This window comes from Streptomyces sp. NBC_00376 (genome assembly GCF_036077095.1).
In the GTDB taxonomy this organism is placed as follows: domain Bacteria; phylum Actinomycetota; class Actinomycetes; order Streptomycetales; family Streptomycetaceae; genus Streptomyces.
The window spans coordinates 7,794,296-7,806,735 of the sequence record NZ_CP107960.1 but is presented as its reverse complement, the minus strand read 5'-3'; the positions used below and the strand labels follow the sequence as shown (position 1 = coordinate 7,806,735).

Here is a 12,440-nt window from a genome sequence, read left to right as displayed (position 1 = left end):
CCGTCGCGGCGCGCGGTCGCGGCCGGAGGCGTCGCGTCGGCCGACTCGGAAGGGCGGCCCTCATGCACTCGTTCAGGACGCGGAGGCCGGGCGCGGCATCAGCGCTCGCGCTGGCACTGCTCACCACCGCCCTGGCGGGCTGCCAGGGCTGGGGAACGACTTCCTCGCCAGGCAGCCCCCAGCCGTCCACGCCCTCCGGACCACGCGCCCACGTCCTCGCCGTGAAGATCGACAACGTCGGTCCCGCCCGCCCGCAGACCGGGCTCGACAAGGCGGACATCGTCTATGTGGAGCAGGTCGAGGCCGGTCTCAGCCGCATACTCGCCGCCTACTCCTCCCGGCTGCCGCCCGTGGTCGGCCCGGTGCGCAGCGCCCGGGAGACGGACCTGGAGCTGCTCCGCCAGTTCGACCGGCCGACGCTCGCCTTCTCCGGGGCCCAGAGCAAGCTCCTCCCGGTCATCGCGGCGGCCCCGCTGGATCCGCTGCCTCCCGAGAAGGCCCAGGACGCGTACTTCCGCGGCAGCGACCGCGCTGCGCCGCACAACCTGTATCTGCGCCCCGGCCGGACCCCGCACGCCACCACCGGCGTGAACGCGGCCGAGGACATCGGGCTGCGCTTCGCCGCGGCCCTGCCGGGCGGCAGACCGGTCGCCGATCGTACGGTGCGCTACCCGGCGGCGCGATTCACGTTCACCTGGTCGGCCGAACAGCGCCAGTGGCTCGTTTCCATGGACGGCGCCGCTGCCCGTACGTCGGAAGGCGCCAGGCTCGGCGCGGCCGATGTGGTGGTGCAGTACGTGACCGTGCGCCCCTCGCCGTATCAGGACCGGTGGGGCAGCACGTCCCCGTGCACCGAGACCGTGGGCTCCGGCTCCGCCGTGGTGCTGCGCGACGGCAAGGAGTACGACGTCCGTTGGTCGCGTCCGGCGGCCGGTTCCACGACCGCCTTCACCACCCGGGACGGCGAGCGCATGACGTTCGCACGGGGCCAGGTCTGGATCGTCTTCGCACAGAAATGACGACCGCCGGAGCGTCGGTATCCCGGTGCGGCCAACCCGTCGGCGCGGCGCCGGGGTTACGGAAAACCGCAGGGTGGCGGATGCGGAGTACAGCATCCGGCCGGGTGGGTTTCCTCGTACCGGTGCCGGTCGTCGGTTCCTAGCGTTGCCGGTGGGGCGCGGCGGACTTCTCGCGCCTCATCTACAACGGCCAGGAGTCAGTTCATGGATCTCGTCATTCTCGGTCTCGCCAAGGAACCCGCGGGCGGTGTCGCCGGCTGGGCGGCCGGCCTCGTCGACACCATGGGAGGCCCGGGGGCCGGACTCGCCATCGCCCTGGAGAATCTCTTTCCGCCGCTGCCCAGCGAAGTCATTCTGCCGCTGACCGGGTTCGCGGCGGGGCAGGGTGTCATCACTCTGGCCTCCGCGCTCCTGTGGACCACACTGGGTTCGGTGGTGGGTGCGGTGGCTCTGTACTGGATCGGAATGCTCTTCGGCCGCGACCGCATGCACGCGGTCTGGGCGAGGCTTCCGCTGGTGCGGGGTTCCGATCTGGAGCGTACGGAGCAGTGGTTCGCCAGGCACGGCACCAAGGCCGTCCTGCTGGGCCGCATGGTGCCGGTCTTCCGCAGTCTCATCTCCGTGCCGGCCGGTGTGGAGCGGATGCCGCTGCCGCTCTTCGTGACCCTGACCGCCGTGGGCAGCCTGTTGTGGAACTCGGTGCTTGTGATGGCCGGTTACTGGCTCGGCGACCGCTGGGATCTGGTGGAGACCTACGTCGGGGTCCTGTCCAAGGCCGTTCTCGTCCTGGTCCTGGTGGCCGTCGCCGGGTATGTGACCGTACGCCTGCGGTCCGGTGGCCGGGCCCAGCACCGCCGGGTCTCTTGAGCCCGGCGCCCCGGCCCCGTACGCCGTCGGTGGCCCCCGCCCGGCCGGAAGGATCTTGCCGTGTCCCTGCCGTACGACTAGCCTCGGCAACCGTGCAGGGGGACTTCGCGGACGGTACGACCGGTCGGCTGCCGGAGCTGTCCGGTCTGCGGCACGACGGGGTGGGCGCACCGGTGACCCACGCGTATCCCTGGCCCCGCAGGGCCTCGGGCGCTCTGTTCGGCTGCTGCACCGCCCTGTTGGGGCTGCTGTACTTCGCCGTGCCGGGCGGGTTGTCACTGCCGTTCGCGCTGTGGCCCCGTACCCGGCCGCGTGCGCTGGCCCTGCTGAGTACCGGGGCGCGTGGGCTCACCGGGCTGGAACGGATCCGCCGCAGTGTCTTCTTCGGCGACGTGTTCCCCGCACACCACGCGTCCGACCGGAATGTTCTTCGCTATCTGGCCGCCCGCACCGGCGCGGGGACGCTGTTCGCCGGGGTGCTCGCGTTGCTGGGCTACGGGGCCGTGCTGGCCGGGTTGCTGGCCGCGGGCGTGGTCCGCGACCCCGCCGACTGGCAGGGGCTGCTGCCCCAGGCGCTCCTCGGCGGTGTGCTGCTCTTCCTCGATCTGCAAGGGATCTTCTCGCTGAACGCGCTCGACTCCCGGTTGGCGCGCGATCATTTCGGGCCCTCGGAGCGGGAGTTGCTGGAGCGGCGCATCGCCGAACTGGCCGCCAGCCGGGCCGGGGTGCTCCGGGCCGTCGACGCGGAACGCAGGCGGATCGAGCGCGATCTGCACGACGGTATGCAGCAGCGGCTCGTCGCACTGGCCATGCTGCTGGGCCGGGCCCGCCGCAACCGGCGCCCCGAACAGGCGGAGTTGCTGCTCCAGCAGGCCCACCAGGCCTCCCAGGAGGTCCTCACGGAACTGCGCGAGGTGGCCTGGCGGGTCTACCCTTCGGCCCTCGACGAGCTGGGGCTCGAAGAGGCTCTCGGCGGGGTGGCCCAACGCTGCGGCATTCCCCTGCACATGGAGTTCTCCCTGCCGCTGCCGTTGCCCCGGCCGGTGGAGACCGCCGCCTACTTCGTGGTCTGCGAGGCCGTGACCAACGCGGCCAAGCACGCGCGGGCGACCCGCATCCGGGTGAGCGTCCGGGGCGACGGGGGCCAGGTCTCGGTGTCGGTCCAGGACAACGGCACCGGCGGCGCGGATCCGCTGGGCGGCGGGCTGTCCGGGCTGCGCAGCCGGGTGGACGCGCTGGACGGCCGGCTGCACATCGACAGCCCCTGCGGGGGCCCCACCACGATCACCGCGGAGTTGCCGTGCGCGTAATGCTCGCCGAGGACTCGACCCTGCTGCGGGAGGGCCTGGCCCTGCTGCTGGCGGAGGAGGGGCACGAGGTCCTCGCCTCGGTGGGGGACGGTGACTCCCTCGTCCGGGCGGTCGAGGCGGACCCGCCGGACCTCGTCGTTGTCGACATCCGGATGCCTCCGACCCACACCGATGAGGGGCTGCGGGCCGCGCTGGAGATCCGTGAGCGGTGGCCCCTGGTCGGTGTGCTGGTGCTCTCCCAGCACGTGGAGCGCAACTACGCGGTGCGGCTGCTGTCCCGGAACGCCGAGCGGGTCGGCTATCTGCTCAAGGACCGGGTCGCGCAGGTCGACGAGTTCCTGGAGTCGCTGGAACGGATCCACGCGGGCGGGGCGTCCATCGACGCGGAGGTCGTACGGCAGTTGGTGGTGCGGACCACGCACGTCGACCCGTTGGCCGGGCTGACGCCCCGGGAGCGCACCGTTCTGCAGGAGCTGGCGCAGGGCCGCAGCAACGCGGCCATCGCGCAGCAGTTGCACATCTCGCTGAGTTCGGTCGAGAAGAACCTCAACTCGGTCTTCGAGAAGCTCGATCTGCCGCGCGCCACCGGCTACAGCAGGCGGGTGCTGGCGGTCCTGCGCTATCTGGAGTCCTAGCGGGGCCCCGGGCCGCTCAGTTGCGCCGCGCGGCAGCGTACCGGCTCAGGAAGAGAGCCTCGACATGGGCCATGTGCTGGATCTCGGTGGGGTCGACGCTCTCGTTGGGGGCGTGGATGAGGCACTGCGGTTCCTCCACGCCCATCAGGACGATCTCGGCGCGCGGGTAGGCGTTGGTGAAGACGTTGCACAGCGGGATGGAGCCGCCTTGGCCGAGGGCGACCATCGGCTCTCCGTAGACGTCCGCCATGGCCCGGCCCAGGGTCGCGTAGGCCGGTCCGTCGGTGGCGGCCCGGAACGGTGCGCCGGTCCCCTCGGACTCGACCGAGACGTGCGCTCCCCAGGGGGCGGCCTTCTCCAGGTGGGCGGTCAGGGCCAGCAGCGCGGCGTCCGCGTTCGTTCCCGGCGGTACGCGCAGGCTCACCCGGGCCCGTGCGGTGCCCTGGACGGCGGCGGACGAGCCGACGACCGGTGGGCAGTCGATGCCGAGGACGGTTACGGCGGGGCGGGCCCAGAGCCGGTCGGCGACTGTCCCGGAGCCGGTGAGCGAGACCTCGTCCAGCACGTCGGCGTCGCGCCGGAACTGCTCCTCGTCGTAGGGCGCCCCGGGCCAGGTCCCGGAGGAGTCGAGTCCGTCGATGCGCGTTCCGCCGTCCGCGTCGCGCAGGGTGGACAGGATCTGGACGAGTGCGGCGAGGGCGTCCGGGGCCGGCCCGCCGAACATCCCCGAGTGCAGTTCGGCGCCGAGCGTGGACACGGTCACCACGACACCGGCGAGGCCGCGCAGGGAGGTGGTGACGGTCGGCCGTCCCACGGCGGCGTTGCCCGTGTCGCAGATCAGCAGCGCGTCGGCCAGCAACTGCTCGCGGTGCTGCTCGACGTACGCCTCCAGGCCGCCGGTGCCCTGTTCCTCCGACCCCTCGGCGACGAACCGCAGCCCGACCGGCAGGTCGTCCCCGAGGGCCCGCAGTGCGGTGAGGTGCATGACGATGTTGCCCTTGCAGTCCGCGCTGCCACGTCCGTACCAGCGGCCGTCGCGCTCGGTGAGCGTGAAGGGGGGCGAGGCCCAGGCGTCGTCGTCGAGCGGCGGCTGGACGTCGTAGTGGCAGTAGAGCAGCACGGTCGGCGCGCCGGGCGGCGGCGGGCGGTGGCCGAGCACGGCCGCGCTGCCGTCGGGCGTCTCGGCGAGGTGCACATCGTGCAGACCCGCCTCGGTGAAGGCGTCGGCGACCCACTGGGCCGCCCTGCGGCATTCCTCGGGCGGGTACTGGCGGGGGTCGGCGACGGAGGGGATCGAGACCAGCTCGGTGAGGTCCGCCTTGGCACGCGGCATCAGGGCGGCGATCCGGTCGGCCAGTTCGTGCTCGCTCATCGTTGTCTCCCGGTCGTCGGTCCGGACCCTGGTGGTCCGGTTCTTGTTGCTTTGATTCGGGGTGGCCCTTGCTTCGCGGCTGCCTTTGCTTCGGGGTGGCCTCCGATCGCGCTGGTGCCGGCGATGCGTGGGGCTCATGCGCCACCGTCCGCCGCCGCACCGTCCTGCCCGGCGGGCGTGCGCCAGTTCGGCTTGCGGAGTCTGAGGAAGAGGTACGGCACGAGCAGACCGAGCACGACGAGCCCGCCTCCGACCAGCGCGATGTACGACCAGACGCTGCCGCCGCCGAACTGCGACGACGGTACGAAGCCGATCACCAGGGCGGCGAGCGAGGCGAGCAGACCGAGGACGCAGAGCGGTACGAGGGCGGGGGCGCGGTAGCCGCGCGGGTGGTCGGGCTGGGTCCTGCGCAGCCGGATCGCGGCGGCGAACATCAGCAGATAGACGATGAGATACACCTGTGTGGTGATCACGGAGAAGATCCAGTAGGCGCTGGAGACATCGGGGATCAGCGCGTACATGAGGGCGATGGCGGTGGTCACGACGCCCTGGGTGACCAGGATGTTCTGCTGGATGCCGTTCTTGTTGAGCTTCTGGAGGAACGGTGGCAGATAGCCCTCCTCCCGGGAGATCAGCAGCAGGCCCTTGGACGGCCCCGCCAGCCAGGTGAGCATGCCGCCGAGCGCCGCCGCGACCAGGGCGACGGCCACGACCGGGGTGAGCCAGCCGATGTGGAAGTACGAGAAGAACGCGTCGAACGCCTGCATCACACCGGCCGTCAGGCTGAGCTGATCGGCCGGGACGACCCAGCTGATGGCCAGCGCCGGAAGGATGAAGATCAGCAGCACCAGTCCCATGGCGAGGAACATCGACCGCGGGTACTGCCTGGCCGGGTTCTTCAGCGACGAGACGTGGACGGCGTTCATCTCCATGCCGGAGTAGCTGAGGAAGTTGTTGACGATCAGGACGAGGCTGGCGAGCCCGGTCCACTGCGGAAGCAGATGACTGGCGGTCATGGGAGCCGCGGAGCCGTTGCCCTGGCCCAGGAAGACGAAGCCGAGCACGACGAGGACGGTGCCCGGAATCAGCGTCCCGATGATCAGGCCCCAGGACGAGAGCCCCGCGACGGCCTTCGTGCCCCGGGAGGAGACCCACACCCCGGTCCAGTAAAGAACCATGATCACGATCGCGGTGTACACGCCGTTGCCGGCCAGGCTCGGATCGATGACATAGGCGATGGTGCTCGCGACGTACGCGAGCAGGCTCGGGTAGTAGAAGATCGTCATCGCGAACTGGCACCACACGGCGAGGAATCCGAGCGGCTTCGACAGCCCCTCGCTCACCCAGCGGTAGACACCGCCGTTCCACCCCGACGCCAGCTCGGCGGAGACCAGCGCCGTGGGCATCAGGAACACGATCGCCGGGACGACGTAGAGGAAGACGCAGGCCAGTCCGTACACGGCCATCGTCGGGGCGGACCGCAGGCTGGCCACCGAGGCGGTGGTCATCAGCGCCAGCGTCACCCAGGTCATCCCCGGCACCGCGGGCTTCCTGGTCCGGGGCTGCGATGCGGGGATCTCCGACTCGGCTTCCGAGGGGACGTCCATGGTGCTCATTCGGCACTCCTTGCGGCGGCAGGGCGTTGCTGGCGGGAAGGGGCGACGGAACTCTTGCGGCCCGGCGGCGGGCGCGGGCGGGCGGGGGCCCCGGTTTGCGGCGGCCGGGCGGGGCCGGGTGACGCGGCGTCGGCCAATGCGCGGGGTGCGACCTCGGGTGTGGAGATCGGTCGAGAACCTCCGACTCGCCGGACGACGCTCCATCAGCGGTGTCCCTTTCACCCGAGTAGCTGGTCAGCAAGGGTAAATTGTCATGGTTTCAGGTGGTTCGCATCTTGAGGTTCCCGCCGGAAGGTGCCGGATTTCCGGACCGGGTCACACACCGGCCGTCCTTGATCGATGATGAAGCGGACGGCTGCCGTCCCCGGTACGGCACCGGCTTCAGGAAGGGGTTCCCGATGCGGGAAACGACGCCAGACCGGTCCGGGTCGGACGCCCGGCCCGACCACGGCTCGGACGAGGAAGCCCAGGTGATCGTGGTGGGAGCGGGGCCCGCGGGATCCGCTGCCGCCTTCCACCTCGCCAGAGCGGGCGTCGATGTCCTGCTGCTGGAGAAGTCCCGCTTCCCCCGGGAGAAGGTGTGCGGGGACGGTCTGACGCCGCGTGCGGTGCATCAGCTCATCAGGATGGGCGTCGACATCAAGGCTCCGGGATGGACCCGTTCGCGCGGGATGCGCTGGGTGGCCGGGGAGCATCAGGTCCACATCGACTGGCCCGCGCTCGGCCGCTATCCGGACTTCGGTCTCTCACGCAGCCGGCACGACTTCGACGACATCCTCGCCCGGCACGCCGTCGCCGCCGGAGCACGGCTGCGCACCGGTGTGAAGGTTACCGAGCCGCTGACCGACCGGGCAGGGCGCATCACCGGTGTCACCGCCGTCACCGAGGAGAAGGAGCCCCTGGCCTTCCACGCGCCGATCGTGATCGCCGCCGACGGCGCCTCCGCCCGTCTCGCCCTCGCCATGGGGCTCCAGCGGGACAGGAACCGGCAGATCGCGACGGCCGCCCGCCGGTACTACCGCAGCCCCGAGCGCTCCGCGGAGGAGTACCTGGAGCTGTGGGCCGACCTCCGGTTCCCCGGGAGCGATCACTACCTGCCCGGGTACGGCTGGATCTTCCCGATGGGCGACGGTCGCGTCAACGTCGGCCTCGGCGCACTGCCGCACCGCCGGCACGGAAAGGCGGACCTGCGCGCCACGTTGGAAGAGTGGCTGGCCCGTACTCCCGAGGCATGGGGGCTGCGCGAGGAGAACGCGGAGGGCCCCGTCCGCAGCGCCGCCCTTCCGCTGGGCTTCAACCGCCATCCCCTCTACACCCGCGGGCTCCTGCTCGTCGGCGACTCCGGAGGCATGATCAGCCCCTGGAACGGCGAGGGAATCGGCCAGGCCATGGAAGCCGGTGAGGTCGCCGCCGAGACCGCCACACTGGCCCTCGCGATGCCCCGGGGCCCCGGGCGCGAGCAGGTGCTGCACGGCTACCCGGTCGAGATGAACCGCCGCTGGGGGCGCTACTACCGCCTGGGCAACACGGCCGCCGATCTGATCTTCAGCCGCTCCGGTTTCCAGCCGGTCCTCAACCGTTACGTCATGGGGTCGCCGTTCCTGCTCAACACCCTGGCCCGGCTGCTCACCAACCTCACGGACAAGCCCTCGCACGACCTGGTCGACCATCTGCTCAACGGCGTCGTGCGCCTCGTACCGGAACCGAAGGTACGGCGCAGGCGCTGAGAGCCGGACCGTGCGGCGCACCGGGCGGTCCCCGGTGCGCCGCAGGTGCGTCCACGCCTCAGGGGCGGCGACGGGGTTTGCCGCGCTTGGCGGCCTTGGGGGCGGCGGAGCCGCCCCGCGTGCTCTTGCCGCCCGATTTCCCGGCCGTCCTGGCACCCGACTTTCCGGCCGACTTGCCTGCCGCGGGCTTCCGCCCGGCGCCGCTCTTGTCGGCGCGCTTGTCCTTCGCCTTCGCCTGGGCCTGGGGCTTGGGGCGGCCCCGTGTGCTGTTGACGGTCCGCCCGCGGACGATCCCGATGAACTCCTCCACCAGATCGGTGGTCTCGTCCTCCAGCCACGACAGCGCGACGCGCGATTCGGGTGCGTCGGTCACCGGCCGGTACGTGAGGTCCTTGCGGTGGTGGAGGCGGGCGAGCGACTGCGGTACGACGAGCAGCCCCACCCCCGCGGCCACCAGCTCGACGGCGTCCGCCGTGGTGGCGGGACGCTCGTTGGCGGGCCGCCCGGGGCGGTCCTCCCAGTCGAGGGTGTCGTCGAGGGGGTGCAGCACGATGTCGTCGGCCAGCTCCGCGGCCGAGACCTCGTCGACGGTCGCCATGACGTGGTCCTTCGGGACCACGACCACGGTCGTCTCGGTATAGAGGGGGATGGCGCTGAGAGCCGTCCGGTCGATCGGCAGCCGTACGAGGCCGACGTCGGCCTCACGCCCCCGCAGCGCGTCGGACGCCTCGGCGGCCGACACCCCCACGAGGGTCAGCGGGACGTCGGGCAGCCGCTCGTTCCAGATCCGCACCCACTTTCCGGGTGTCACCCCCGGGACGTACGCGAGCCGGAACGAAGGGGTTACTTCCGAGCTTGTCACTCCGCCAGGTTACCGGCCCTGGTCAGAGGTAGCGCACACGCTCGATACCCTTGTCCGTATGACGTCGCACAAGACCGCCCAGACGATGAAGCCCGCGACCGCGGCAAAGAAGCTGGGTGTGTACCTAGAGGCCACCCCCAGCGAGTTCCAGGAGGGTGTCGTCTCGCGCACCGAGCTGAACGCACTGCAGTCCGATCCGCCCGAGTGGCTGCAGGAGCTGCGACGCAACGGCCCGCACCCCCGGCCGGTGGTCGCCGCGAAGCTGGGTGTCTCGATCGCGGGTCTCGCCCGTGGCGGAATCACCGAAGCTCTCACGACGGAGCAGATCGAGGCGCTGAAGCAGGAAGCCCCCGACTGGCTCCAGCAGGAACGTGTCACCCAGGCGGAGGTCCGCAAGGAGGCGGTGCGGATCAAGGAGAAGAACGCGGCCCGCGCGGACCGGTCCGACGACCAGCGCTCCTGAGCGACCCCGCCCCGGGCGAATGAGGAAACCCGCCCCGGGCGAAGCCGCCTGCCCCTGCCCGGGGCAGGCGGGAGAACCCCGGGAAACCCGGGAAGACCCTCAGCCGTCGGTGGCCACGCCCAGCATCCGGGCGTGCAGGGCGCGTACCTCGTCGGCGAGCGACGGATCGGGGCCTGCCACCGGGATGCCCGGAGCGACGGCGTTGACGGGAAGGGCCGCGACCGGCCCCGCGTCGAAGCCCCAACTCCGGCGCCACTCCACGAGTTGGTCGCAGCCCGACGCGTACACGATGCGGCCGAGGCCGACCCAGGCGTGGGCCGCGCTGCACATCGGGCAGTGCTCGCCGGACGTGTAGACGACGCTGGCGTTCCGCTCCTGCGGCGACAGGTTCTCGGCAGCCCAGCGCGCGATCTCGAACTCCGGGTGGCGGGTCGCGTCGCCGCCCTGGACCCGGTTGCGGTCCTCGAACCGGACCGTGCCGTGCTCGTCCACGAGGAGCGAGCCGAACGGCTCGTCACCGGCCGTGAGGGCCTCACGCGCGAGATCGACGCAACGACGGAGGAACTCGCGGTCCCCCGCTGTGACAGACTGCGGATCGCTCACTGTGCTCATGGCACCAGGCTAACAGCCGAGCCGTATTCGGTATACCATTTACGTCACCTGGGCGGCCCTGTTGCCGCCCTCCTTCGCATGCCGGCCTGCCGCGACAGCCGGTCCGTCGACGGCGCCACGGAGGCACGAGCCAGTGAGGAACGCTCCGGCGGAAAGCGCCGCCCGGGAAACGGTCTGGAACGCACCGGGCATGCCCACGCTGCTGCTCCTCACGGCGACGGGCTTCTCGGGGTTCGCGGTGCTGCTGCCCACCGCACCGCTCTGGGCCGTGCACGGCGGGGCCGATGCCGCCGGCGCCGGTTCGGTCAACGCGGTCCTGATGCTCTGCACCGTGCTCGCCCAGACCCTGGTCCCGACGGCGATACGCCGCGTCGGCTGGCGCACCACCCTGGTCTGCGGGATGGTGCTGCTCGGCGTTCCCGCGCTCCTGCACCTGCTGACCGCGCAGCTCGGCGTGGTGCTCGCGCTCGCCGCGGTGCGCGGACTCGGGTTCGGGGTGCTCACGGTCTGCGGCGCCGGTGCCGTCGCCGAACTCGTCGAGCCAGCGCGGCGCGGGCAGGCGATCGGCGCGTACGGTCTGGCCATCGCGGGGCCCCAGTTCATCCTGGTGTCGACCGCGCCGTGGGCCGCGCAGAACCTGGGCTTCGGGGTCGTGTTCGCCGTCGGCGCGCTGCCCCTGCTCGGCGTGGTGCCCGCGCTCCGGCTGGCCCGCCGACTGGACGGACACCTGGCCGGGGCCGAGAGCGCACCCGACCGGGATGCCGTGCCGGACAGGCGTGCCGTGTACCTTCCACTGCTGCCGCCGATGCTGCTCCTGCTCGGCGTCACCACGGCCGGCGGCGCCCTGATCACCTTCGCCCCGCAAATAAGCGGCGACTCCACCGCGACGATGGCCGGGCTGCTGCTCCTGACGGGGACGGCGGCCGTTTCGCGCTGGCGGTTCGGCGCACTGGCCGACCGGTACGGAACGGAACCGTTCCGCTGGCCGCTCGTGATCGTCACGGCGGTCGGACTCGCCCTGACGGCCTGGGCGGTGGCCACGCCGGAGGCGACCGCCCTGGTGCCGCTGCTCGCCGGGATGGCCCTGGTCGGGGTCAGCTACGGCGGGCTCCAGAACCTGACCCTGGTCGACGCCTTCGCCGCCGTCGACAGCCGGTCCAGCGGCGTCGCGAGCGCCGTGTGGAACATCGGGTTCGACGGCGGTACGGGGGTGGGCGCCCTCCTCGTCGGCTACCTGGCGACGGGGGCCTCGTTCTCCCTGGCGTTCCTGGCCACGGCCGCGCTCTGCCTCGCCACGCTGCCGCTCGCCTTCGCGGGCCGGCGCGACGCCGCTCCCCGCCGATCGGCCGGCTGACCCGAATACATTTGGCATACCATCGCTTCATGGCTCATGTGATACTGACGAACGTCCGCACCTGGGGTTCGGCGCCCGTGGACCTCGTGCTGTCCGGCGCCGAGATCCTCTCCGTGGTACCCGTCGGAACGGCGGGCGTCGAGGGCGAGCGCCTGGACGGTGGCGGCCTTCTCGCCCTGCCCGGCTTCATCAACGCGCACGCCCACCTCGACAAGAGCTGGTGGGGAAAGCCGTGGGTCTCCTACGGCGGCGAGGCCACGACCCAGGGGCGCATCTCCCACGAACGCGCGGAGCGTGACGGACTCGGTATCCCGAGCACGTCCTCGACCACCGCCGTGCTGGGCGAGTTCCTCCGGCACGGCACGACGGCGGTACGCAGCCACGTGGACGTCGACCTCGGTGTCGGACTGCGCGGGATCGAGGTCGTCCGCGAGGCGGTGGCCGGGTTCGGCGGCGCGATCGAGGTGGAGATCGTCGCGTTCCCGCACGTGGTGGTCCGGGACGGCGAACTCCAGGTCTGATCCAGGTCTGATCGAGATCGGTGACGACGACCGGCACGGCCGCGGTGGACACGTTCCGCCGCGGCCGTCGCCGTATGCGGAT

12 protein-coding genes are annotated in these 12,440 nt (G+C 71.6%); 8 read left to right on the top strand and 4 right to left on the bottom strand.

All coding sequences use genetic code 11. The features are described from left to right. Nucleotides 1-62: 62 nt before the first annotated feature. From OG842_RS35030 to OG842_RS35015, 4 genes are all read left to right on the top strand, one after another. Entirely contained in the window at nucleotides 63-1,019 is a 957-nt protein-coding gene (locus OG842_RS35030) for a DUF3048 domain-containing protein (protein ID WP_328512597.1), read from the top strand. Nucleotides 1,020-1,223: 204 nt separating this feature from the next. Then, nucleotides 1,224-1,886, top strand: coding sequence for a DedA family protein (locus OG842_RS35025; protein ID WP_266735115.1), 663 nt, complete (start codon nucleotides 1,224-1,226; stop codon nucleotides 1,884-1,886). Between the two features lie 92 nt (nucleotides 1,887-1,978). Beyond that, nucleotides 1,979-3,196, top strand: a complete 1,218-nt coding sequence (locus tag OG842_RS35020) for a sensor histidine kinase (RefSeq protein WP_443064022.1) — start codon at nucleotides 1,979-1,981, stop codon at nucleotides 3,194-3,196. Next, nucleotides 3,196-3,831 carry a response regulator gene (locus tag OG842_RS35015; protein WP_266737288.1) on the top strand — a complete coding sequence of 212 codons (636 nt, stop codon included), beginning with the start codon at nucleotides 3,196-3,198 and terminating at the stop codon, nucleotides 3,829-3,831. The genes OG842_RS35020 and OG842_RS35015 overlap by 1 nt, the downstream gene beginning before the upstream one ends. Before the next feature lie 16 nt (nucleotides 3,832-3,847). Here OG842_RS35015 and OG842_RS35010 read toward each other — a convergent pair whose 3' ends face one another. Then, nucleotides 3,848-5,203 (bottom strand): dipeptidase, encoded by a 1,356-nt coding sequence (locus tag OG842_RS35010; protein ID WP_266735117.1) that lies wholly within the window; start codon nucleotides 5,201-5,203, stop codon nucleotides 3,848-3,850. Nucleotides 5,204-5,337: 134 nt separating this feature from the next. Beyond that, nucleotides 5,338-6,819, bottom strand: coding sequence for an APC family permease (locus tag OG842_RS35005; RefSeq protein WP_266735118.1), 1,482 nt, complete (start codon nucleotides 6,817-6,819; stop codon nucleotides 5,338-5,340). 398 nt (nucleotides 6,820-7,217) lie between these two features. On the opposite strand from OG842_RS35005, the gene OG842_RS35000 reads away from it, so the two are divergent. Next, nucleotides 7,218-8,546, top strand: coding sequence for a geranylgeranyl reductase family protein (locus OG842_RS35000; RefSeq protein WP_266735120.1), 1,329 nt, complete (start codon nucleotides 7,218-7,220; stop codon nucleotides 8,544-8,546). A gap of 58 nt (nucleotides 8,547-8,604) precedes the next feature. On the opposite strand, the gene OG842_RS34995 is transcribed toward OG842_RS35000, so the two are convergent. Continuing rightward, nucleotides 8,605-9,408, bottom strand: a complete 804-nt coding sequence (locus OG842_RS34995) for a LysR family substrate-binding domain-containing protein (protein WP_266735121.1) — start codon at nucleotides 9,406-9,408, stop codon at nucleotides 8,605-8,607. Nucleotides 9,409-9,466: 58 nt separating this feature from the next. Between OG842_RS34995 and OG842_RS34990 the strand changes: the two genes are divergently transcribed. Next, on the top strand, nucleotides 9,467-9,871 hold the full coding sequence (locus tag OG842_RS34990) for a DUF5997 family protein (RefSeq protein ID WP_266735122.1): 405 nt from the start codon (nucleotides 9,467-9,469) through the stop codon (nucleotides 9,869-9,871). Between the two features lie 99 nt (nucleotides 9,872-9,970). On the opposite strand, the gene OG842_RS34985 is transcribed toward OG842_RS34990, so the two are convergent. Next, a complete protein-coding gene (locus OG842_RS34985) occupies nucleotides 9,971-10,483 on the bottom strand; it encodes a nucleoside deaminase (protein ID WP_266735124.1) in 513 nt (170 codons plus the stop codon). Between the two features lie 190 nt (nucleotides 10,484-10,673). Here OG842_RS34985 and OG842_RS34980 point away from each other — a divergent pair, with 190 nt between their 5' ends. Together OG842_RS34980 and OG842_RS34975 are read left to right on the top strand one after the other, a co-directional pair. Next, a complete protein-coding gene (locus tag OG842_RS34980) occupies nucleotides 10,674-11,837 on the top strand; it encodes an MFS transporter (RefSeq protein ID WP_266735126.1) in 1,164 nt (387 codons plus the stop codon). Nucleotides 11,838-11,866: 29 nt separating this feature from the next. Beyond that, nucleotides 11,867-12,358 carry a hypothetical protein gene (locus OG842_RS34975; RefSeq protein WP_266735127.1) on the top strand — a complete coding sequence of 164 codons (492 nt, stop codon included), beginning with the start codon at nucleotides 11,867-11,869 and terminating at the stop codon, nucleotides 12,356-12,358. Nucleotides 12,359-12,440: the final 82 nt, after the last annotated feature.